This is a genomic window from Mycobacterium sp. SMC-21 (assembly GCF_045310825.1).
Classification (GTDB): domain Bacteria; phylum Actinomycetota; class Actinomycetes; order Mycobacteriales; family Mycobacteriaceae; genus Mycobacterium.
In genome coordinates this window covers 38,917-59,893 of the sequence record NZ_JBJIAO010000029.1, presented here as the reverse complement: position 1 = coordinate 59,893, position 20,977 = coordinate 38,917, and the positions used below count along the sequence as shown (strand labels likewise).

Genomic DNA, 20,977 nt, shown 5'->3' with positions numbered 1-20,977 from the left:
GTCCACCTCCATTGGTTGGGCCGACAACTTGTGATCTTGACTATAGACCGCATTTTGTCGCCGGTCTAGACAACGGAGGCAATTTTGTAAAACGACTTGTGGTAGCCGTCACCGCCGCAGGTGACTGCGGGTGTTCCGGCGGTCTCAGCCGCGGTAGAGGTCGGGCTCGATGTAGATGATGCGGGCGTTCGGCACCGCGGCCCGGATCGTCACCTCGGCGGCGTCGATCGTGGCGGCGACGGTCGCCAGATCGGTGTTGGGCGCCAGCGCGATCTTCACCCCGACGAGCATCTCCTCCGGCCCCAGGTACTGGGTCCGGAGGTGGATGACACGGTCGATGTGCGGCGTCTGCTCAAGTGCGTTGCGGATGGCGCCGGTCTCGTCGACCGTCGCGCCCTCACCGATCAGCAGGCTCTTCATCTCGACCATGAGCACCACCGCGATGATGCCGAGCAGCACACCGATCGCCGCGGTGCCGATGCCGTCCCACACCGGGTCGCCCGTGAGCATCGACAGGCCCACACCGCCCAGGGCCAGCACCAGACCGATCAGCGCGCCGCTGTCCTCCAGCAGCACTACCGGCAGCTCCGGGTTGCGCGAGGTCCGGATGAATCGCCACCAGCTGCCGGCGCCCTTGAGCGGACGTGATTCCTTCACCGCGGTGTAGAAGCTGTAGCCCTCCAGCCCGATCGCCACGACCAGGATGGCGACGGCGACGACGGGCGACGACAGCGGCTCGGGGTGGGTGATCTTGTGGTAGCCCTCGTACAGCGCGAACATCGCACCGAGGCTGAACAGCACCAGCGCCACCACGAACGAGTAGAAGTAGCGACTGCGGCCGTAGCCGAACGGGTGCAGATGGTCGGCGTCCTTACGCGCCTGCCGTTGCCCCCACAGCAGCAGCCCCTGGTTGGACGTGTCCGCCAGCGAGTGCACCGACTCCGCGAGCATCGACGAACTGCCCGTGATCAGGAAGCCGACGAACTTCGCCACCGCGATCCCGGCATTGGCCAACAACGCCGCGATGATCGCGCGCGCACTCCCCGAGGCCGACATGACCTGCCCTTTCGTAGGTTTTTCTAGATTCCCACCGTCGCACGGAACACCGTCGACGGTTCCTCAGCCACCAACCGCACGGGACCCTCGCCGGCAGCGATCCAGGCGGCGGCACCCTTGTTCAGGGTGAGCTCGCCGCCGGCGGAATGCACCTGCACCCGACCATGCGTGCCCAGCAGAATCTGCGGGCCGGCGTGCCCCCGGGGCACCTCGACCGCGCTGCCGACCCGGTCGTCGTCGATCCGCAGGATCGTCACCGCGAATTCCGGTGCGGGCGTGTCGAAAACCTCTTCGACGCCGTCATCGGCCGGCCGCGGATGAATCGGCCGACCATCCGTCGGGGTGAAGTCGAGCACCCGGAGAAGCTCCGGCACATCCACGTGCTTGGGCGTCAGACCACCGCGTAACACGTTGTCGGAGTTGGCCATGACCTCGAACCCCATGCCGTGCAGGTAGGCGTGCAGATTGCCGGCGGGCAGGTAGATCCCCTCCCCCTCGACCAGGCTGATGCGGTTGAGCAGCATGGCGGCCAGCACCCCGGCATCACCGGGGTACCGCTCGCCGAGCTCGAGCACCGTCTTGGCCTCGGCCGCGAATTCTGTTGCCCCAGAACGAATGTAGTTCACCGCGCCATCGAGGACGGCCGGCACCAGGACATCGAGATCAGGCTGCGGCAAGGTGATCCAGGTGGTGAAGACGGCCCGCAGCCCGGCCGCGTCCGACTGGCCGGCCAGCAGGTTGATGTACGGATCGAGGTCGGACACCGCCAGCGCCCGCATCAACTCCACGGTGCGGGCCACGGGCCGGAACCCGGCGAGCGCCTCGAACGGGCCGAGGGCCACGATCAACTCGGGCTTGTGGCTGCGGTCCCGGTAGTTGCGGTTGCGCGCGTTGAGGGCAATGCCTTGGCGCTCTTCACGATTGAAGCCTTCGGCAGCCTGCTCGGCACTGGGATGGGCCTGCAGCGACAGCGGTTCGTCGGCGGCCAGCACCTTCGCCAGGAACGGCAACGACTCACCGAACCGGGCCACGACCTCGGGCCCCAGTTCGCCCGCGGGATCGGCCCGGATGACCTCCAGCAGCGACACCTCGCCGTCGGCCGTCTCCAGTCGCGCCGGGTCCCCGGGGTTCGCACCCAACCACAGCTCAGCCTCGGGATGCGCTGTGGGACTGGGTCTTCCGGCGAAATCGGCCAAGGCGGTACGCGACCCCCAGGCGTAGTTCCTGACCGCGCCTCGTAGCAGATGCACTATGTCTAACCTCGAACCAGTTTCAGGTAAACGGCCGTCATCTCCAGCCGGACCGCCAGCATCGCGATCTGTTGTTCCAAGCGACTTCCCGGCACCTGCAGCCCCGCGTCGGGCACGTCGTCGGCGCTGAGCACGTCGACGTCGCCACCGAGCGCGTCCATCCGGGCGATCACGCCGGGACGTTCCTCGTCGGCACACAGCACCACGGTGCGGACCCGCGCCGGCACCGGTCCGTCGATCTCGGGGTCGTGGAAAAGCGAGTCCTCGTAAGACATTTCGACCGTCTCGCGGCCGAGCCCACCGTGCAGCGCCACCAGGGCGTCGGAGCCGCCGGTCGCGGTCACGAGCTGATGGGCCACCCGCAGCAGCACCGTCGCGGCATGGCGGACCAGCGCCAGCATCGCCGCGCCCTCACCGGCAAGCACCACCTGCCGGCCGGACATCCGCTCGGCCAGGTTCTTGGCCGGGTTGGTGAAAATCTCGCGGGCCGCACTGTTGCGCAGGGCCTCGGCATCCAACTCGTCGGCCAGGGCCTCCAGGTCGATGCGCAATGCCGGGTCGACGACCATCATCGTCGCGAGTCCCGCGGCCAGGTAGCGGGTGAGGCCGAAGTCGTCGGGCACCCCCAACCGCGGCGGCAGCACCACCGCGCGCCCGGCGGCCGCATCGCGCAGCGGGCCGTCGTTGGGCGCCACCACGATCACGCGCGCGCCGCGCCGCACCCCGGTCGCAACCGCGGTCACCAGCGCCGGGTCGGCCGCGTCGTCCCCGGCCACCACCACGACGTCCAGCGCGCCGATCCACGGCGGCACATCCGGGGTGACCACGAGCGGGATCGCCGACGTCGCGCCCAGTGCCGCGGCCAGCACGGTCCCCGCCGCGCCGGGAGCTCCCGACATCCCGCGCCCGCACACCCAGGTGACGGTTCGCGGACGTTGATCCGAGCGCAGTTCGTCGAGTTCGCCTTCAGTGAGCGCCGCGGCGACCGCGCGGGTCTGTGCGCCGGCCATCGACGCGGCCCGCAGCAGGCCGTCGCGGTCGGCCGCGATCAGACCCTCGACATCGTCGAGGTCCAGGGTCGCCGGGGCGGCACTCATGGCGCAGACGCCCTGATCTGCGCCGCGATGTGTTCGACGATCTGGTCGACTTCCACGCGGGTGCGGGATTCGACGTTGAGCCGCAACAGCGGCTCGGTGTTGGAGCTGCGCAGGTTGAACCAGCGCCCGTCGCCGAGGTCGACGGTCACGCCGTCGAGTTCGTCGGTCGAGGCGATGTCGCTGCCGTACGACGCGAGGACCGCCCGCACGCACGCCGGCGCGTCGGCGACGGTGAAGTTGATCTCGCCGGACGCCTCGTACCGCTGGTACTTGGCCATCAGTTCGGACAGCGGACGGTCCTGTTCCCCGAGCGCGGCCAGCACGTGCAGCGCGGCGAGCATGCCGGAGTCGGCGCCCCAGAAATCGCGGAAGTAGTAATGCGCGGAATGCTCGCCACCGAAGATCGCGTTGGTCTCGGCCATCAGCGCCTTGATGTACGAGTGGCCGACGCGGGAGCGCACGGCCGTGCCGCCGCGCTCCTCGATCAACTCGGGCACCGCGCGTGAGGTGATCAGGTTGTGGATGACGGTCGCGCCGGACTCGCGGGCCAGCTCGCGATCGGCGACGAGCGCCGTCACGGCCGACGGCGACACGGGGTCGCCCTTCTCGTCGACGACGAAGCAGCGGTCGGCGTCGCCGTCGAACGCCAGGCCGATATCGGCGCCGTTCTCGACGACGTGCTTCTGCAGGTCCACCAGGTTGGCCGGATCCAGCGGGTTGGCCTCGTGGTTGGGGAACGTGCCGTCGAGTTCGAAGTACAACGGCAGCAAGGTGATCGACCCGACGGTGCCCAGCACGGCCGGCGTGGTGTGCCCGCCCATGCCGTTGCCGGCGTCGACCGAGACCCGCAGCGGACGCAGCGCCGACACATCGACCAGCGAACGCAGGAATGTGCCGTACTCGGCGAGCACGTCGCGCTCCTCGACCGTGCCGGCCGCTCCGTCGTGACCAGGCACGCCGTCGATGACCTCATTGCTGATGTCGGTCAGACCGGTCTCCTTGCCGACGGGCTTCGCGCCCGCCCGGCACAACTTGATGCCGTTGTAGGCGGCCGGGTTGTGGCTGGCCGTGAACATGGCGCCCGGGCAGTCGAGGAGACCCGAGGCGAAGTAGAGCTGATCGGTCGACGCCAGCCCGATCCGGACCACGTCCAGACCCTGCGCGGTGACCCCCTCGGCGAACGCCGTGGCCAATGACGGTGAGCTGGGCCGCATGTCGTAGCCGACGGCCACCCGGGTGGCGCCCTCGGCGCGCATCAACCGGGCAAATGCTCCGCCGACATCGGCGACGAACGACTCGTCGATCTCCTCGCCGACCAGCCCACGCACGTCATATGCCTTGATGACGCGCTGTACAGAGGCAGCAGGCCGAGACATAGCCCTCCCGATCTCATCGTTCGCAGACCACTGCATTACCGAGGGTCTGTGACAGTCAGCCTATCGGCTGACCCATCTGCCCGCGGACGGTCGGTGGGGTTCGGTAGGACTTGTGTCGCTAACTCTCAGGCGGATCCGGCAACACCCGGAGATGGCCGCGCCGCCGCCCGTTGTGCTGCGTGCGCGGTGCGGGCGGGGCCATGACCGTGCCGCCGGGTGTGCCGGCGTGGCTGCCGGGCAGCGGATCGGTGAAACCTGTTGGGATGCCACCGCGGGACGGCGCGTCGCGCCCCTCGCGCACCGCATCGGCGAGCGCGACGAGGTCGTCGTCCTCAGAGGGCGTGGGCAGCGGACCGGCGTGGCGGACCAACTCCCACCCGCGGGGCGCGGTGATGCGACTGGCGTGCGACACACACAGGTCCCACGAATGCGGCTCCGACGCGGTGGCCAACGGACCTACGACTGCCGTGGAATCCGAGTAGACAAACGTCAGCGTCGCCACGGCGTAGTGCGGGCAACCTGGCCGGCAGCAGCGACGGGGAACATTCACTCGGCGAGATTATCGCGCCGCCGACGCGCCCACTGCCGGACACGCGCGTCGCGGGCACGTCGATCTCCAACCGTTACTATCGGCCGATGGCCCACTCGCGTGTGCGCCGCCGTCGCGGCATGCGCGGCCCGCTACTCCCCCCGACCGTTCCCGGATGGCGCAGTCGCGCCGAGCGATTCGACATGGCGGTCCTCGAGGCCTACGAACCCATCGAGCGCCGGTGGCGCAATCGGGTGTCCGGACTCGACGTCGCCGTCGACGAGATTCCGCGGATCTCCCCCAAGGATCCCGATGCCATCCAGTGGCCGCCCGAGGTGATCGCCGACGGGCCGGTGGCGCTGGCGCGGCTCATCCCGGCCGGCGTGGACGTTCGGGGTAATTCGACACGGGCGCGAATCGTCTTGTTCCGCAAGCCCATTGAACGGCGGGCGAAGGACTCCGTTGACCTCGCCGACCTTCTGCACGAAATTCTCGTGGCGCAGGTAGCCACTTATCTCGGCGTTGAACCGTCGGTGATCGACCCGACCATCCTTGACGACTAGTCGGTCGATCTACCCGCGGTGTGTCAGATGACGCCGCGCTTGATCCGCCGGCGCTCGCGCTCCGACAGACCGCCCCAGATGCCGAAGCGCTCGTCGTGCGCCAAGGCGTACTCGAGGCACGCGTCGCGCACCTCGCAGCCCTGGCAGATGCGCTTGGCTTCGCGGGTCGAGCCACCCTTCTCAGGGAAGAAAGCCTCGGGGTCGGTTTGCGCGCACAGGGCACGCTCCTGCCACTGGTCTTCCGTGAGCTCGGGTTCGTTGTCGATGTGATCGAGCACCAGACTCAGCTGCGGCCGTCCGGCGACGACGTGCTGAACGGGTCCGGTGTTCGTGTGCGGTGCGGTCCCAACAGAGCCGAGCATCCGCCCGTCGAATTGCACCACGTGATCGAAATCTGCGTGTTCGTAAGACATTTGCCGCCTCCTCCCCTGCTTTACGTAGTTCTCAAAACGGAGTCCAACTACTTGCCCTGCGTGCCGTGAGTGGCGAACAATATTCGAACAAACGGTCGAATCTCGGTCTGCTGCACCGGAACCGGTAAACAAACCGGGAATGACACTGTTGTGATTACACACGGGTTAGCTGCCACGGTCAAGCGGATGAAGCGCATTTCCTACCATCGTGTGACCTGATTACGGCGCGTCGTTACCGCGGCGTGTCGCGATAGTGACCAATAACACGCTGCCGCACAACGTAGTTGGAAATGGCGATAACTGATGCGGCTGTTACTCAAGTGAATACTGAGGTTTTAAGTTTGCTGCGCGCCAAATTGCCGTCCGGGCGCGTCATTCCGCCCGCGCGTCATCGCCTAGGGTGAGTCGACGTGAAGGTGACGGTTCTGGTCGGTGGCGTCGGCGGCGCTCGGTTTCTGCTCGGCGTCCAGAAACTGCTGGGGTTGGGTCAATTCGCCGAACCCGGTGCGGACCCCTCGCCGCACGAGCTCACCGCGATCGTCAACGTCGGTGACGACGCCTGGATGTTCGGCGTCCGCATCTGCCCCGACCTCGACACCTGCATGTACACCCTCGGCGGCGGCATCGACCCCGAACGCGGCTGGGGACACCGCGACGAGACCTGGCATGCCAAGGAAGAGCTCGCGGCGTACGGCGTGCAACCGGACTGGTTCGGACTCGGCGACCGCGACCTGGCCACGCACCTGGTGCGCAGCCAGATGCTGCGGGCCGGCTACCCGCTGTCCCAGGTGACCGAGGCGTTGTGTGACCGCTGGCAGCCCGGCGCCCGGCTGCTGCCCGCCAGTGACGAACGCAGCGAAACCCACGTGGTGGTAACCGATCCCGAATCGGGCGATCAGCGCGCCATCCACTTCCAGGAATGGTGGGTGCGCTACCGCGCCCAAATCCCCACCCACAGCTTCGCGTTCATCGGCACCGAGAAGGCAAAGGCCGCACCGGGAGTCGCCGATGCCATCGCCGGCGCCGACGTCGTGCTGGTGGCGCCCTCGAACCCGGTCGTCAGCATCGGCGCGATCCTGGCGGTGCCCGGCCTGCGCAGCGCGCTGCGGTCCACCCCGGCACAGGTGATCGGCTATTCCCCCATCGTCGCCGGAAAGCCGTTGCGCGGGATGGCCGATGACTGCCTCAAGGTGATCGGCATCGACAGCACCTCCGAGGCCGTGGGCACGCACTACGGCGCCCGCAGCGCGACCGGCATCCTCGACGGCTGGCTCATCGACGAGGGTGACCACGCCGAGATCGACGGCGTCAACGTCAAGGCCGTGCCGCTGCTGATGACCGATCCGGCGGCCACGGCAGAGATGGTCCGCGCCGGACTCGAACTGGCCGGAATTCAGCTGTGACCGAGCATGGCGCCGCGGCCGCCGTCGAAATCCTTCCGGTTCCCGGACTTCCCGAATTCCGCCCCGGCGACGACGTGGCCGCCGCCATCGCCGCCGCCGCCCCCTGGTTGCGCGACGACGACGTGCTGGTGGTCACCAGCAAGGTGCTGTCGAAGTCCGAGGGCCGGATCGTCGCCGCGCCGACCGACCCCGACGAACGGGACGCCCTGCGGCGCAGGCTGATCGACGACGAGGCCGTGCGCGTGTTGGCCCGCAAGGGCCGCACCCTGATCACCGAGAACGCCATCGGGCTGGTCCAGGCGGCGGCCGGCGTCGACGGATCCAACGTCAGTACAACCGAATTGGCGCTCCTGCCGGTCGACCCCGACGGCAGCGCGGCGCGGCTGCGGGCCGGCCTGGCCGAGCGGCTCGGCGTGACCGTCGCCGTCGTCATCACCGACACCATGGGCCGGGCCTGGCGCAACGGGCAGATCGATGCCGCCATCGGCGCCGCCGGACTGGCCGTGCTGCACGGGTATTCCGGCGTCCAGGACACCCACGGCAACGAGCTGCTGGTGACCGAGGTGGCCGTCGCCGACGAGATCGCGGCCGCCGCCGACCTGGTCAAGGGCAAGCTGACCGGCATCCCGGTCGCCGTGGTGCGGGGCCTGTCACCGCGCGACGACGGCTCGAACGGCCGGACCCTGGTGCGCGCCGGGCAGGACGATCTGTTCTGGCTGGGCACCGAGGAAGCACTGGCACTGGGCCGCAGGCAGGCGCAGTTGATGCGCCGTTCGGTGCGCACCTTCAGCGCCGAGCCCGTGGCACCGGAACTCATCGAGGACTCCGTGGCCGAGGCGCTCACCGCGCCCGCACCGCACCACACCCGCCCGGTCCGGTTCGTCTGGGTGCAGGACCACGACACCCGAATCCGCTTGCTGGACCGCATGAAAGACAAGTGGCGCACCGACCTGACCGCCGATGGGCGGCCCGCCGACTCCGTCGACCGGCGTGTGGGCCGCGGCCAGATTCTGTACGACGCACCGGAATTCGTCATCCCGTTCCTGGTCCCCGATGGCGCACACAGCTATCCGGACGCGGCCCGTACCGAAGCCGAGCACACCATGTTCACCGTCGCGGTTGGCGCGGCCGTGCAGGGACTCCTGGTGGCCCTGGCGGCGCGCGACGTCGGCAGCTGCTGGATCGGGTCGACGATCTTCGCCGGCGACATCGTGCGCGCCGAGCTCGAGCTGCCGGCCGACTGGGAACCGTTGGGCGCCATCGCCATCGGCCACTTCCCGGAGAGCGATGAGCCCCGTCGGCCACGGCCGCCGGTGCCGACCGACGAACTGCTGATCCGGCGATGAGCGACTCGCTGCACGATTCGGTGTTGACCGCGCTGCACGACTGGCCGGCGCCCGACGCCGATCAGGACACCCTCCGGCACGCCGTCGCGGCGTTCGTCGCGGCCCGCCCCGACGCCTGCCGGCGCGCCTGCGTACCCGGCCACATCACCGCGTCGGCGCTCGTACTCGACCACACCCGGACCAAGGCGTTGCTCACCCTGCACCCGCGGTTGGGCCGCTGGGTGCAGCTGGGTGGGCACTGCGAGGACGTCGACACCGACATCCGCGCCGCGGCACTACGCGAGGCGACCGAGGAATCCGGCATCACCGGACTGCAGATCGCCGAGTTGCCCGCGGCGTTGCACGTCCACGCGCTGACGTGCTCGCTGGGCGTCCCGACGCGGCATCTCGACGTGCAATATCTGGCTGTCGCGCCGCAGGACGCCGAAATTCACTGCAGCGATGAGTCACTGGATCTGCAGTGGTGGCCGCTGGACGCGCTGCCGGACCCGGACCCGGGTCTGCAGCGGCTCGCGCGGGCCGCTCAGACGTCCGTGGAGTAGCGAATACCGCCGTCGGGGATGGTGACCCCCGGCCACACCCGCGCACCGCGCAGCAGCTCGCAGCGGGCGCCGATGTTGGCGCCGTCGCCGATGACGCCGTCACGGATCAGCGCCCGCGGGCCGATCCGGGCGCCGAACCCGACGATGGACCGCTCGATCACCGACCCGGCCTCGATCTTGACGCCGTCGAAGATCACCGCACCGTCCAGCCGGGCGCCGGCGCCGATCTCCGCGCCGCGGCCCACCACTGTCCCGCCGATCAGCAGCGCACCGGGCGCCACCGCGGCACCCTCGTGCACCAGGCTCTCGCCGCGGTGCCCGTCGAGTACCGGCGACGGTGCGATACCGCGCACCAGATCCGCTGAGCCACGGACGAAGTCGTCGGGCGTGCCCATGTCACGCCAGTAGCTGGCGTCGACGTAACCGCACACCTTGAAACCGTCGGACAACAGCTTCGGGAACACCTCGCGTTCGACCGATACCTCACGGCCGGTGGGGATCTCATCGATCACCGCACGCTGGAACAGATAGCAGCCCGCGTTGATCTGATCGGTCGGCGGGTCCTGCGTCTTCTCCAGGAACGCCGTCACCACGCCCTCGGAATCGGTTGGCACACAACCGAACGCGCGCGGGTCGCTCACCCGCACGAGGTGCAGCGTGACGTCGGCCTGCCGCTCGCGGTGGCTGGCGACCATCGCACCGAGATCCAGCCCGGAGAGCACGTCACCGTTGAACACCATGGCGGTCGGGTGGCGCAGCTTGGGCGCCACGTTGGCGATACCGCCACCGGTGCCCCGGGCCTCCTCCTCGACCACGTACTCGATCTCCAGGCCCAGCTTGGAGCCGTCGCCGAATTCCGCCTCGAAGACCTCGGCCTTGTACGAGGTACCCAGCACCACATGGCGGATACCCGCGGCCGCGATCCGGGCGAGCAGGTGGGACAGGAACGGCACTCCCGCCGTCGGCAGCATCGGCTTGAGCGCCGAGAGGGTCAGCGGGCGCAGCCGGGTGCCCTGCCCACCCACCAGGATGACCGCGTCGACGTCAACCGGATTCACCGCGTCACTCAACTCGCGTCCTTTCAAGCCTCGAGGTCATCGCCGGTAGCCTAGTTCGCCCGACGGCGCTTACGCCTGGAATTGCCCACCACCGCGCGTTCGCGCGCGTTCAGCGCCGACTTGATGGTCCACCGCAGCGGGGCCTGCCACCAGTGCGGATGCCGGTCGGCAAGGAATGTATAGGTACTGCGGTGGTGCGCGGCCAGATTGCGGGCCGGGTCCCGTCCTGTGGAATGTCCCTTGTCGTGCAGGATTTCGGCGGCCGGCACGTACACGTTCTGCCAGCCACCCTGCGCGAGCCGGTCACCGAGGTCGACGTCCTCCATGTACATGAAGTAGTTCTCGTCGAATCCGCCGATCTGCCGGAACGCCTTGGTGCGCAACAACAGACACGAGCCCGACAACCAGCCGACGGCGCGTTCACTGGGCTCCAGCCGGTCCTGGCGGTAGGCCGCCGTCCACGGGTTGGATTTCCAGAACGGGCCCACCACGGCGTGCATGCCGCCGCGGATCAGGCTCGGCTGATGCCGCGCCGACGGATAGACCGAGCCGTCGGGGTCGCGGATCAGCGGACCCACCGCACCGGCCGCGGGCCACCGCGCCGCCCCGGCGAACAACTCGTCGATGCTGTGCGGTCCCCACTGCACATCCGGGTTGACCACGACGAAGAACTCCTGGTCGACGACGCTGTCGGGCGTGTCGAGGTAGGCCGCGACGGCGCGGTTCACCGCGGTGCCGTAGCCGAGGTTGCCGCCCGTGCGGAACAACTCGACGTCGGCGTAGCGCTCCAGGGCCGACTCGGGCGCACCGTCGGTCGAGCCGTTGTCGGCCATCACCACCAGCAGGCGGCGTTCCGTCGCGTGGGCCAGCGTCTTCAGGAAACGGTCCAGATGCGCGCCGGGTGAATACGTCACCGTCACCACGAGCAGCGGGCGATCCGATTGCGGTACGGATGGCTGCTCGATCACGGCCTAGAGGTTAGCGGGCCGACGGCCGTACCCGCACCAGGGTGTGACCCGCCGAACCCCGGGCTACCGGCCACGGCAAGCGCTCACCAGTAGCCTGTCCTGGTGCCAGGTCGACTGTTCCGCATCCTCGCCGTCATGACGACGGTGCTCGTGATGGTGGGCACCGGCGTGGCCTGGAGCAGCCTGCGTTCGCTGGAATCCGGCATCAACCGCATCAGCACCGCGGCCCTCGGCGGCGGGGGCGACGACGGTGCCGTCGACATCCTCCTGGTGGGTATGGACAGCCGTACCGACGCGCACGGAAATCCCTTGTCAGAGGACGAACTCGCGACGCTGCGCGCCGGCGACGACGTGTCCACCAACACCGACACCATCATCCTGGTGCGCATCCCCAACAACGGGCGCTCGGCCACCGCCATCTCCATCCCGCGCGACTCCTATGTGCAGGCGCCGGGGCTGGGCAAGACCAAGATCAACGGTGTCTTCGGTCAGGTGAAGCTCGAGAAGATGAAGGAACTCGTCGAGGAGCAGGGTGAGGACGCCGCCACCGCCGAGCCGAAAGCCGTCGAGGCCGGCCGCGAGGCGCTAATCAAAACCGTGGCAAAGCTCACAGGCGTCACCGTCGACCACTACGCCGAGGTCGGGTTGCTGGGCTTCGCCTTGATCACCGATGCCCTCGGCGGCGTCAACGTGTGTCTGAAGAACGCCGTCGACGAACCGTTGTCGGGCGCCAACTTCCCGGCGGGCTGGCAGAAACTCAACGGCCCGCAGGCCCTGAGCTTCGTGCGGCAGCGGCACGATCTGCCCCGCGGCGACCTGGACCGGGTGACGCGCCAGCAGGTCTTCATGGCGTCGCTGGCGCACGACATCATCTCCGGGCAGACGCTGTCCAGCCCCAGCACCCTGAGCCGGCTCCGCAGCGCCGTGCAGCGGTCGGTTGTCCTGTCCGACGGTTGGGACATCATGGATTTCGTCCAGCAGATGCAGAAGCTGGCGGGCGGCAACGTCGCGTTCGCCACCATCCCGGTGCTCGCCGAGGACGGCTGGAGCGACGACGGCACCCAGAGCGTCGTGCGCGTCGACCCCGCACAGGTGCAGCAGTGGGTGGCCGGTCTGCTGCAGGACCAGGCCGAGGGCAAGACCGAGAAGCTCGCGTACACCCCCGGCAACACCACCGTCGACGTCGTCAACGACAGTGACATCAACGGACTGGCCGCGGCGGTGTCGGAGGTCCTCACCGAAAAGGGCTTCGTCGCAGGCAAAGTCGGCAACAACGAGGCCGACCACGTGACGTCGAGCCAGATCCAGGCCGCGAAGTCGGACGACCTCGGGGCGCGGGCCATCGCCGAACAGCTGGGCAACCTGCCGGTGGTGGAGAACGCCTCCGTGCCGAGCGGCGCGGTGCGGGTGGTGCTCTCGCACGACTACGCGGGTCCCGGTTCCGGGCTGGAGGGCGGCAGCCACACCGTGACGCAATCCGCTTCCGACACCACCGATTCCGGCACCACCACGCAGGTCCCGCCGTCGCCCATCATCACCGCGGGCGCGGCCGACCCCAAGTGCGTGGACTGACCATGACCAACCTGTCCAGTGTGGTCCTCGACCCGTTGCTGCGTGACGACCCGGCCGGACCGCGCATCACCTACTACGACGACGCCACCGGCGAGCGCATCGAGCTGTCGGCGGTGACACTGGGCAACTGGGCCGCCAAGACCGCCAACCTGCTGCGTGACGAACTCGGCGCGGGTCCGGGCAGCCGGATCGCGGTGCTGCTGCCCGCGCACTGGCAGACGGCCGGCGTGCTGTTCGGCATCTGGTACATCGGCGCGGAAGTTTTGTTGAAAGACACAGCCGGAGAATCGATCCCATCCGGCTGCGATATCGCGCTGTGCACGGCCGACCGGATCGACGCGGCCGACGAGACCGGTGCCGGCGAAGTCGTCGTGCTGTCGCTCGATCCGTTCGGCAAGCCGGTCCCCGACCTGCCGATCGGCGTCGCCGACTACGCGACATCCGTGCGGGTGCACGGCGATCAGATCGTGCCCGAACGGAACCCGGGGCCGGCCCTGGCCGGCCGCTCGGTCGACGATGTCCTCGCCGCGGCCCGCCACGGTGCGGCGGCAAAGGGATTCACCACCGGCACCCGGCTGCTGTCGACGGCCGCGTGGGACAGCCCCGACGAACTCGTCGCCAATCTGCTGGCGGTGTTCGCCGGCGGCGCCTCCCTGGTGCAGGTGGCCAACCCCGACGCGGGCGCGCTGGAGCGGCGCCGCGCGACGGAGAAGGTCACTGCCGACCTGTAGCGCCTGACGTCAGCGCAGCAGGGCGCGGGACATCACGACCCGCTGAATCTGGTTGGTGCCCTCGTAGATCTGGGTGATCTTGGCATCGCGCATCATGCGCTCCACCGGGAAGTCGACGGTGTAACCGGCGCCGCCGAACAGCTGCACGGCGTTGGTGGTCACCTCCATCGCCACATCCGAGGCGAAACACTTCGACGCCGCCGAGATGAAGCCCAGGTTGCCCTCACCGCGCTCGGCGCGGGCCGCGGCGTTGTAGACCATCAAACGGGCCGCCTCGGTCTTCATCGCCATGTCCGCGATCATGAACTCGACACCCTGGAACTGGCTGATCGCCTTGCCGAACTGCTTGCGGTCCTTGGTGTAGGCGATCGCGGCGTCCAGCGCACCCTGCGCCACACCGACGGCCTGCGCGCCGATGGTCGGACGGGTGTGGTCGAGCGTCGCCAGCGCGGTCTTGAAGCCGGTGCCCGGCTCGCCGATGATGCGGTCACCGGGGATGCGGCAGTTCTCGAAGTACAGCTCGGTGGTCGGCGAACCCTTGATGCCGAGCTTGCGCTCCTTGGGGCCGATGGAGAAGCCCTCGTCGTCGATGTGCACCATGAACGCCGAGATGCCGTTGGCGCCCTTGTCGGGATCGGTCACGGCCATCACGGTGTACCAGCTCGACTTGCCGCCGTTGGTGATCCAGGCCTTGGCGCCGTTGAGGATCCAGTCGTCACCGTCGGCCTTGGCGCGTGTGCGCATCGCTGCGGCGTCACTGCCGGCCTCGCGCTCGGACAGCGCGTACGACGCCAGCTTGCCGTCGACCAGGTCCGGCAGCACCTTGCGCTTGAGCTCGTCGGAGCCGTTCAGGATCAGGCCCATGGTGCCGAGCTTGTTGACCGCGGGGATCAGCGACGCCGACACGTCGACCCGGGCCACCTCTTCGATGACGATGCACGCGGCCACCGAGTCCGCACCCTGACCGCCGAACTCCTCGGGCACATGCACGGCGTTGAAACCGGAGGCCGTCAGCGCGTCACTGGCCTCCTGCGGGAACCGGGCCTGCTCGTCGACCTCGGCGGCAAACGGCGCGATCTCCTTCTCGGCCAGGGCCCGGATGGCGGCACGCAGCTCCTGATGCTCTTCCGGCAGCTGAAACAGATCGAATGACGGGTTACCGATAGACATTGATGGCTCCTTGCCTGCCCATGTGGCGAGATGCGGGGTGCTACTCGCCGGTAACTTTACCGCCCCTGACCCGACACCTTCTGCAGCCCACGGACCAACTCGCGGTAAGTGCGGTGATAGACGGTGCGCAACGTCTCGCTGCGGCGCAGCACGTCGACGGCCGTCACGGGGCCGAGCAGCAGCACGGGATGCCCGGCGAAAACCGAGGTGGTGTGCTGGATCCGGGCCGAGCGGTGCGCCGCCGACTCGAGTTCGGCCTGGTAGTAATCGCAGAACTCCGGCTGGGTGAAGAACACCTTGTTGAAGCCGATCGCGAATGGGGCGAGGCCGGCGCCGTCATCGAGGTATTTGAGCGTGCCCACCGCGACGCCGGGCCAGAACTCGTTGAAGACGTCGTCGGCGATGACGATGCCGCCGTCGGCCAGGGTGGCCTCGGCCAGCTGCATGTCGCTGTAGACGATCTCCTCGGTGTGGCCGCCGTCGACGCTGAAGAACCGGACGGGCCCGCCGGCCTCCTCCAGCAGCACCTCGGGGGTCAGCTTCGTGGAGTCACCCTGGTGGATCACCACGCTGTCCATGGACGACCAGACGTCGACGTTGCTGGTGAACTTCGCCAGATCACCGGCCCCGGAACCGTCGATGTTGAGGTCCTGGTCGCCGAAAATGTCGATGGCAACGGACTTTTCGTCGTCCCGCTGCAGCAGGTTCAGGCCGATGAACAGCTTGCCGTGGTGCACGCCGATCTCGGCGACCGCGCCGCCGACGGACCTGGCCCGCTGGGCCTCGTCCAGCGCACCGGCGACCAGGAGCACCTCCGGCTCCATGAATCCCGTGACGAGTTTGTGGCCGACGCTGCGGTACCGCGCGAATGAAGATTTCATCGATCGTGAGCTTACTTGCCCAGCAACCGATTCCGTAGCGCCTCGTCCTTGTCGAGCACCATCTGCTCCAGGTCCGCCTGGAAGCGCTGCATCCGGGCCCGCAGCGCGGCATCGGCCGACCCCAGGATGCGTACCGCCAGCAGGCCCGCGTTGCGCGCGCCGCCGATCGACACCGTGGCCACCGGCACGCCGGCGGGCATCTGCACGATCGACAGCAACGAGTCCATGCCGTCGAGGCGGGCCAGCGGCACCGGAACCCCGATCACCGGCAGCGGAGTGGCCGACGCCACCATGCCGGGCAGGTGCGCGGCGCCACCGGCGCCGGCGATGATCACCTCGACGCCGCGGTCCGCGGCGGACTTGGCGTAGTCGAGCATGCGCTGCGGCGTGCGGTGCGCCGACACCACGCCGACCTCGAACGGCACCTCGAACTCGGCGAGCGCGGTGGCCGCGTCCTCCATCACCGACCAGTCGCTGTCACTGCCCATGATCAGGCCGACCCGGGGGCCTCCCGCGCGTTCACTCATGTCCACTCCATCCGTCGGTCCACTCAGCGTGCGACAACCAATGCGCGGCCCGGACGGCGCGCTCGCGCACGTCGGCCACGTAGTCCTCGTCGTCGAGCGAGCCGCCCGGCGCGCCGACGATGTTGACGTGACCGATCTTGCGGCCAGGCCGCTCCCCCTTGCCGTACAGGTGCACCCGGGCCTCGGGCAGCCGGCCGAACAGGTGGTGCAGGCGCTCGTCCATCGTCATCGCCGGCTGAGTCGGCGCGCCGAGCACGTTCGCCATCACCGTCACCGGCGCCAGCGGTGCCGTCGACCCCAGCGGGTAGTCCAGGACCGCGCGTAGGTGCTGCTCGAACTGGCTCGTCGTCGCGCCGTCCATGCTCCAGTGCCCGGAGTTGTGCGGACGCATGGCCAACTCGTTGACCACCAGCGCGCCGTCGACCGTCTCGAAGAGCTCGACCGCCAGCACGCCGACCACACCGAGCTCATCGGCGATCCGCAGCGCGAGCTGTTCGGCCGCCGTCGCCAACGCGGCGTCCAGCTGCGGCGCCGGCGCGATCACCTCGACGCAGATGCCGTCCTCCTGCACGGTGTGCACGACGGGCCACGCCGCGCCCTGCCCGAACGGCGAGCGGGCGACCAGCGCGGCCAGCTCGCGGCGCATGGCGACCTTCTCCTCCACCAGCACCGCCACGCCGGCGGCCAGGTAGCCCTCGGCGGCGGCGCGGGCCTGCGCGACGTCGTCGGTCAGCGTGACGCCCTTGCCGTCGTAACCACCGCGGCTGGCCTTCACCACCAGCGCACCACCGGTCTCAGCGGCGAGCTCGTCGATGGCATCCAGCTCGGCGGTCGACGCCACCTCGCGGTAGCGCGGCACCGGCGCGCCGAGTTCGGCCAGCCGGCGGCGCATGACCAACTTGTCCTGCGCGTGCACCAGCGCCGACGGCGGCGGGGCCACGTTGACGCCGTCCGCGACGAGCGTCTGCAGCAGCTCGGTCGGCACGTGCTCGTGATCGAACGTCAGGGCCGACGCACCGGCCGCCACCTGGCGCAACGCCTCGAGGTCGGTGTGCGAGCCCAGCACCACCGCCGGGCTCACCTGGGCGGCGGGCTCGTCGGCGGAAACCGCCAGGACCCGCAGGGTCTGACCGAGTGCGATGGCGGCCTGGTGGGTCATGCGGGCCAGCTGGCCGCCACCGATCATTGCCACGACGGGGGGTTGCGTCACGGCGCCTAGTTTGTCACGCGCCGAGGGCGTCCCCCGAATCTGCCTATGCCGCCTAGCTACCGCCCGCTACCTGCACGGGTACGTGAAATGCAGGTACTTTCCGTAAACTGGCCGCTTATGTCGTTCACCGAGGCCACGATCGCGCGGCTCCCCCGAGTGATTCGGCCGTTTGCCGAGCGGCATCACGAGCTCATCAAGTTCGCCATCGTCGGCGCCACGACGTTCGTCATCGACTCGGGCATCTTCTACACCCTCAAGCTCACGGTGCTCGAGCCCAAGCCGGTGACGGCCAAGATCATCGCCGGCATCGTCGCGGTCATCGCGTCGTACGTGCTGAACCGCGAATGGAGCTTCCAGAACCGCGGTGGCCGCCTGCGCCACCACGAGGCGCTGCTGTTCTTCGCGGTCAGTGGCGTCGGCGTGCTGCTGAGCATGGCCCCGCTGTGGGTGTCCAGCTACGTGCTGCAGCTGCGCCAGCCCAACGTGTCGCTGACCGTCGAGAACATCGCCGACTTCGTGTCGGCGTACATCATCGGCAACCTGCTGCAGATGGCGTTCCGGTTCTGGGCCTTCCGGCGCTGGGTGTTCCCCGATGAGATGGCCAAGCACGCACCCGACATGACGCTCGAGGCGACGATCACCGCCGGTGGTTTCGCCGAGGCCTACGACGAACTCGGCGACGACCCTCAGCTGGGCGACTCCTCGGAACCCAAGGTGTCGAAGACTTCGTGATACAGCAGCGAGTGGACCTGCTCCACCCGCGGAATGTCATGGAATTCCAGGGGATCCTGCGATGCCGACTCGATGATCAGCGTGCCGGTGCGCAGTATCCGGTCCAGTAGCTGGTGCCGGAACTCCACGCTGTTGATGCGCGCCAGCGGAATGTCGATACCCGACCGCGTCAGCACGCCGCGCCGGAACATCACCCGCCGGTCGGTGATCACGAAATGCGTTGAGCGCCAGGTCAGGAACGGCCAGACGGTGAGCCAGCCGATCACCACCAGCCAGACCACGCCGACCACCGCGAAGATGATGTTCTTGGCGTTCGAATCCCAGTTGGTGTGATTGACCACCGCCGCGAGGAAAGCGGCCAGCGCCGTCGCGACCAGCAGCACCAGCACCGGCCCGATCAGGCGCTTCCAGTGCGGGTGCCGATGCAGCACAACATGTTCGTCGGCCGCCAGCACGTTGTCCGGGTAACCCATACCCAGACTCTAGGCGGTGCTCAGCCGGCGGCGGGACGCAAATGGACGACGTCGCCCGCCGAGACGGCCACGTCGCCGTCGGCCGAATCGATCACCAGCGCACCGCCCGCGTCGATGTCGGTCGCCGGCCCGACCACCTCACGCCCGCCGGGCAACTCGGCCCGCACCGACTGTCCGAGGGTGGCGCTGTGCTTGCGGTAGACGGCCAACAGCTCGACGTTCCCGCCCACGCGCCACTCGGCGATGCGGGCGTGCAGACGGTTCAGCAGCGCCACCGCCAGCCGCTGCCGATCCGGTTGCGCGACACCGAGACTCAACAGGGACACGGCCACCGGGTCGGGCAGTTCGGCGGCGGCGAGCGACACGTTCAGACCGATACCGACGACGATGACGGGCGGCTCCCCGGCCGGGGCCGCGACCTCGGCGAGAATCCCGGCCAGCTTGCCGGTGCCCACCAGCACATCGTTGGGCCACTTGAGTGCGGCCTGCACGCCGGCCACCTCGGCGACGGCCTCGACGACAGCCACCCCCGCCGCCAGTGACAGCAGGCCCCAGGTCTCGCTCGGCACGTCGGTGGTGTCCACCCCGATCGACATCAGAATCTGCGACCGCGGCATCGCCGTCCAGCTGCGGCCCTGGCGTCCCCGGCCCGCGGTCTGGTCCTCGGTGAACAGCGCCACACCCGCCACGTTCTCGCCGGACTGGGCCCGCGCCGCCAGATCGGCATTGGTGGAACCGGTTTCGGCCACCACCTCGACGCGCCAGCCGTCACCGACGGACGCCTGGATCGCCGCGGCGTCCAGCGGCAGCAGCTCAGCAGTCATTGGTTACCTTCTTCCCGGCGAACCGATCCGCCATCCAGTCGAGCATCTCCTGCGCCGCGGGCGGATTGTGGCCGCCCTGCGGGTCGAACTCTGTCGTCACCGTGCCACCGAGCGAACAGGCCCGCCCGATGGCCGCCTTCGTCCAGGCGGAATCGATGAACGGATCCTGACCGCCGTACCAGACGTACAGCGGCGCGGTCAGCCGGCGCTGCGGAATTGCCCACGCCTGCAAGAGATTCTGCAGTCGCTGGGCCGCATCCGGCGACACCGGGAGGAAGTCGCGCGGCCCGAGTTGTCCGGCGGCGACGGCACGCTTGTAGGCCGCGCCGGCGCTGCAGTCCGTCAGCACGTTCCAGTAGCGGGACGCACCGCCGTGCCGGTATTCATCACGGTTCAGATCGGGGTGCAGCCGGGCCAGCGATTCGATCAGCGCCTGCAGCACCGGCCGCTGCTCGCTGGTCAACGTGCCGGTCTGCGATTTCGCCACCAGACCGCTGATATCGGCGGCGGGCGCCACGGCGACCGCACCCACCAAGTTCAGTTCCGGGGCATAGGGCTCGGCCTGCTCGTCGGCGGCCCAGGCCGCCGCGCCACCCTGCGAATCGCCGAACGCCGCCCACGTCGTGGAGATGTCACCGAACACGTGCCGTGCCGCGCGGACGGCGTCGATCATGTTGAGGCCCGCGGTGCGGGCGTCGGAGTACGGGTGCACACCCTTGACGCCCAGCCCCTGATAGTCGGCCAGCGCGACGGCGTACCCGAGATTGATCACGACTTTCGCGATGGGCAGCAGGTTCATCAGGGTCGGCGACAGCGACGGCCCGCAGTTGTTGTCGATGCCCAGGGTGCCGTGCCCGAGCGCCACCACCGGCCAGCCGCCCTTGGGCGCCTGGCCCAGCGGCGTGAGCACCGCGCCCGAGACGACGGTCGGCGCGCCGGTGTCACCCGAGGTGGAGTGATACACCACGCGGGCCGCACGAATCCCCTGCCCGGTGAAGGTGCTGGTGACGCCCGGCATGGTCGTCGCCGACAGCAGGCTGCCCGGGCCGGAGCCGGCGAGATCGGCCGAACCGATCGGCTCCGGTGCGCCCGAGAGCGGAATGAACATGTCGAGGACCTTCGAGGTCCCGATCAGCGCCAGCGGTCGCAGGTAGGTCGCGGCGGTCAGACCACCGACGACCAGGACGGCCACCACTATCCACGGCAGGGCTTTACGCATCAAAGGGGATTATTCACCGACGGTCGCCCGTCCGGAG

22 protein-coding genes are annotated in these 20,977 nt (G+C 68.9%); 7 read left to right on the top strand and 15 right to left on the bottom strand.

The genetic code is table 11. The features are described 5' to 3' along the window. Positions 1 to 144 precede the first annotated feature (144 nt). The 5 genes from ACJH6H_RS22410 to ACJH6H_RS22390 all read right to left on the bottom strand — a co-directional run bounded on the left by ACJH6H_RS22410 (position 145) and on the right by ACJH6H_RS22390 (position 5,329). Entirely contained in the window at positions 145 to 1,056 is a 912-nt protein-coding gene (locus ACJH6H_RS22410) for a cation diffusion facilitator family transporter (RefSeq protein WP_406775844.1), read from the bottom strand. Positions 1,057 to 1,079: 23 nt separating this feature from the next. Continuing rightward, positions 1,080 to 2,306 carry a mannose-6-phosphate isomerase, class I gene (gene manA / locus ACJH6H_RS22405; RefSeq protein WP_406775843.1) on the bottom strand — a complete coding sequence of 409 codons (1,227 nt, stop codon included), beginning with the start codon at positions 2,304 to 2,306 and terminating at the stop codon, positions 1,080 to 1,082. Between the two features lie 5 nt (positions 2,307 to 2,311). Further along, complete coding sequence (locus tag ACJH6H_RS22400; protein WP_061000736.1) at positions 2,312 to 3,403, bottom strand: hypothetical protein; 1,092 nt, start codon at positions 3,401 to 3,403, stop codon at positions 2,312 to 2,314. After that, positions 3,400 to 4,779: a phosphomannomutase/phosphoglucomutase gene (locus tag ACJH6H_RS22395; protein WP_061000738.1), complete on the bottom strand. Its 1,380-nt coding sequence runs from the start codon at positions 4,777 to 4,779 to the stop codon at positions 3,400 to 3,402. Before ACJH6H_RS22395 ends, ACJH6H_RS22400 begins: the two co-directional genes overlap by 4 nt. Before the next feature lie 118 nt (positions 4,780 to 4,897). After that, the gene (locus ACJH6H_RS22390) at positions 4,898 to 5,329 is read right to left on the bottom strand and encodes a DUF3499 domain-containing protein (RefSeq protein ID WP_061000741.1); all 432 of its coding nucleotides are present in this window, start codon (positions 5,327 to 5,329) and stop codon (positions 4,898 to 4,900) included. A 119-nt stretch (positions 5,330 to 5,448) separates the two neighbouring features. On the opposite strand from ACJH6H_RS22390, the gene ACJH6H_RS22385 reads away from it, so the two are divergent. Further along, positions 5,449 to 5,871, top strand: coding sequence for a metallopeptidase family protein (locus tag ACJH6H_RS22385; RefSeq protein ID WP_061000795.1), 423 nt, complete (start codon positions 5,449 to 5,451; stop codon positions 5,869 to 5,871). Between the two features lie 23 nt (positions 5,872 to 5,894). On the opposite strand, the gene ACJH6H_RS22380 is transcribed toward ACJH6H_RS22385, so the two are convergent. Next, a complete protein-coding gene (locus ACJH6H_RS22380; RefSeq protein ID WP_406775847.1) occupies positions 5,895 to 6,158 on the bottom strand; it encodes a WhiB family transcriptional regulator in 264 nt (87 codons plus the stop codon). A gap of 536 nt (positions 6,159 to 6,694) precedes the next feature. Here ACJH6H_RS22380 and cofD point away from each other — a divergent pair. From cofD to ACJH6H_RS22365, 3 genes are read left to right on the top strand one after another with little or no spacing between them, the layout of a single operon-like run. Continuing rightward, positions 6,695 to 7,687 carry a 2-phospho-L-lactate transferase gene (gene cofD, locus ACJH6H_RS22375; RefSeq protein WP_061009600.1) on the top strand — a complete coding sequence of 331 codons (993 nt, stop codon included), beginning with the start codon at positions 6,695 to 6,697 and terminating at the stop codon, positions 7,685 to 7,687. Continuing rightward, positions 7,684 to 9,033, top strand: a complete 1,350-nt coding sequence (locus tag ACJH6H_RS22370; protein ID WP_061000744.1) for a coenzyme F420-0:L-glutamate ligase — start codon at positions 7,684 to 7,686, stop codon at positions 9,031 to 9,033. Before cofD ends, ACJH6H_RS22370 begins: the two co-directional genes overlap by 4 nt. Next, positions 9,030 to 9,575, top strand: a complete 546-nt coding sequence (locus ACJH6H_RS22365; protein WP_073696550.1) for an NUDIX hydrolase — start codon at positions 9,030 to 9,032, stop codon at positions 9,573 to 9,575. Before ACJH6H_RS22370 ends, ACJH6H_RS22365 begins: the two co-directional genes overlap by 4 nt. Here ACJH6H_RS22365 and ACJH6H_RS22360 read toward each other — a convergent pair. Both ACJH6H_RS22360 and ACJH6H_RS22355 read right to left on the bottom strand, forming a co-directional pair. Continuing rightward, a complete protein-coding gene (locus ACJH6H_RS22360) occupies positions 9,557 to 10,633 on the bottom strand; it encodes a sugar phosphate nucleotidyltransferase (RefSeq protein WP_406775846.1) in 1,077 nt (358 codons plus the stop codon). The two genes, ACJH6H_RS22365 and ACJH6H_RS22360, sit on opposite strands and share 19 nt — an antisense overlap. A gap of 50 nt (positions 10,634 to 10,683) precedes the next feature. Further along, the gene (locus tag ACJH6H_RS22355) at positions 10,684 to 11,601 is read right to left on the bottom strand and encodes a glycosyltransferase family 2 protein (RefSeq protein ID WP_133426913.1); all 918 of its coding nucleotides are present in this window, start codon (positions 11,599 to 11,601) and stop codon (positions 10,684 to 10,686) included. 135 nt (positions 11,602 to 11,736) lie between these two features. On the opposite strand from ACJH6H_RS22355, the gene ACJH6H_RS22350 reads away from it, so the two are divergent. Next, on the top strand, positions 11,737 to 13,173 hold the full coding sequence (locus ACJH6H_RS22350; RefSeq protein WP_110783717.1) for an LCP family protein: 1,437 nt from the start codon (positions 11,737 to 11,739) through the stop codon (positions 13,171 to 13,173). 2 nt (positions 13,174 to 13,175) lie between these two features. Further along, positions 13,176 to 13,904, top strand: a complete 729-nt coding sequence (locus ACJH6H_RS22345; protein WP_406775842.1) for a TIGR03089 family protein — start codon at positions 13,176 to 13,178, stop codon at positions 13,902 to 13,904. 9 nt (positions 13,905 to 13,913) lie between these two features. Here ACJH6H_RS22345 and ACJH6H_RS22340 read toward each other — a convergent pair whose 3' ends face one another. The 4 genes from ACJH6H_RS22340 to ACJH6H_RS22325 are packed head-to-tail and all read right to left on the bottom strand — an operon-like array spanning position 13,914 to position 17,692. Continuing rightward, on the bottom strand, positions 13,914 to 15,074 hold the full coding sequence (locus ACJH6H_RS22340; RefSeq protein WP_064861130.1) for an acyl-CoA dehydrogenase: 1,161 nt from the start codon (positions 15,072 to 15,074) through the stop codon (positions 13,914 to 13,916). 56 nt (positions 15,075 to 15,130) lie between these two features. Beyond that, a complete protein-coding gene (locus tag ACJH6H_RS22335) occupies positions 15,131 to 15,955 on the bottom strand; it encodes a class I SAM-dependent methyltransferase (protein ID WP_061000759.1) in 825 nt (274 codons plus the stop codon). An 11-nt stretch (positions 15,956 to 15,966) separates the two neighbouring features. Further along, positions 15,967 to 16,482, bottom strand: coding sequence for a 5-(carboxyamino)imidazole ribonucleotide mutase (gene purE, locus ACJH6H_RS22330; RefSeq protein ID WP_061000797.1), 516 nt, complete (start codon positions 16,480 to 16,482; stop codon positions 15,967 to 15,969). Beyond that, positions 16,475 to 17,692, bottom strand: coding sequence for a 5-(carboxyamino)imidazole ribonucleotide synthase (locus ACJH6H_RS22325; protein ID WP_267886845.1), 1,218 nt, complete (start codon positions 17,690 to 17,692; stop codon positions 16,475 to 16,477). Before ACJH6H_RS22325 ends, purE begins: the two co-directional genes overlap by 8 nt. A gap of 117 nt (positions 17,693 to 17,809) precedes the next feature. On the opposite strand from ACJH6H_RS22325, the gene ACJH6H_RS22320 reads away from it, so the two are divergent. Further along, a complete protein-coding gene (locus ACJH6H_RS22320) occupies positions 17,810 to 18,424 on the top strand; it encodes a GtrA family protein (protein WP_061000763.1) in 615 nt (204 codons plus the stop codon). On the opposite strand, the gene ACJH6H_RS22315 is transcribed toward ACJH6H_RS22320, so the two are convergent. Genes ACJH6H_RS22315 through ACJH6H_RS22305 form a run of 3 tightly spaced genes read right to left on the bottom strand, consistent with a single transcriptional unit; the run spans position 18,379 to position 20,940 of the window. Then, positions 18,379 to 18,897, bottom strand: a complete 519-nt coding sequence (locus ACJH6H_RS22315; protein ID WP_061000766.1) for a PH domain-containing protein — start codon at positions 18,895 to 18,897, stop codon at positions 18,379 to 18,381. The two genes, ACJH6H_RS22320 and ACJH6H_RS22315, sit on opposite strands and share 46 nt — an antisense overlap. Positions 18,898 to 18,917: 20 nt before the next feature. After that, positions 18,918 to 19,721: a biotin--[acetyl-CoA-carboxylase] ligase gene (locus tag ACJH6H_RS22310; RefSeq protein ID WP_061000768.1), complete on the bottom strand. Its 804-nt coding sequence runs from the start codon at positions 19,719 to 19,721 to the stop codon at positions 18,918 to 18,920. Then, positions 19,711 to 20,940, bottom strand: coding sequence for a lipase family protein (locus tag ACJH6H_RS22305; protein ID WP_406775841.1), 1,230 nt, complete (start codon positions 20,938 to 20,940; stop codon positions 19,711 to 19,713). Before ACJH6H_RS22305 ends, ACJH6H_RS22310 begins: the two co-directional genes overlap by 11 nt. Between the last annotated feature and the right edge of the window lie 37 nt (positions 20,941 to 20,977).

Coding starts and splice junctions, on each gene's coding strand:
- ACJH6H_RS22410 (WP_406775844.1), bottom strand. CDS start 1,056: ATGTCGGCCTCGGGGAGTGCGCGCGCGATCATCGCGGCGTTGTTGGCC.
- ACJH6H_RS22400 (WP_061000736.1), bottom strand. CDS start 3,403: ATGAGTGCCGCCCCGGCGACCCTGGACCTCGACGATGTCGAGGGTCTG.
- ACJH6H_RS22395 (WP_061000738.1), bottom strand. CDS start 4,779: ATGTCTCGGCCTGCTGCCTCTGTACAGCGCGTCATCAAGGCATATGAC.
- ACJH6H_RS22385 (WP_061000795.1), top strand. CDS start 5,449: ATGCGCGGCCCGCTACTCCCCCCGACCGTTCCCGGATGGCGCAGTCGC.
- ACJH6H_RS22365 (WP_073696550.1), top strand. CDS start 9,030: ATGAGCGACTCGCTGCACGATTCGGTGTTGACCGCGCTGCACGACTGG.
- ACJH6H_RS22350 (WP_110783717.1), top strand. CDS start 11,737: ATGACGACGGTGCTCGTGATGGTGGGCACCGGCGTGGCCTGGAGCAGC.
- ACJH6H_RS22345 (WP_406775842.1), top strand. CDS start 13,176: ATGACCAACCTGTCCAGTGTGGTCCTCGACCCGTTGCTGCGTGACGAC.
- ACJH6H_RS22340 (WP_064861130.1), bottom strand. CDS start 15,074: ATGTCTATCGGTAACCCGTCATTCGATCTGTTTCAGCTGCCGGAAGAG.
- ACJH6H_RS22335 (WP_061000759.1), bottom strand. CDS start 15,955: ATGAAATCTTCATTCGCGCGGTACCGCAGCGTCGGCCACAAACTCGTC.
- purE (WP_061000797.1), bottom strand. CDS start 16,482: ATGAGTGAACGCGCGGGAGGCCCCCGGGTCGGCCTGATCATGGGCAGT.
- ACJH6H_RS22320 (WP_061000763.1), top strand. CDS start 17,810: ATGTCGTTCACCGAGGCCACGATCGCGCGGCTCCCCCGAGTGATTCGG.
- ACJH6H_RS22315 (WP_061000766.1), bottom strand. CDS start 18,897: ATGGGTTACCCGGACAACGTGCTGGCGGCCGACGAACATGTTGTGCTG.
- ACJH6H_RS22310 (WP_061000768.1), bottom strand. CDS start 19,721: ATGACTGCTGAGCTGCTGCCGCTGGACGCCGCGGCGATCCAGGCGTCC.
- ACJH6H_RS22305 (WP_406775841.1), bottom strand. CDS start 20,940: ATGCGTAAAGCCCTGCCGTGGATAGTGGTGGCCGTCCTGGTCGTCGGT.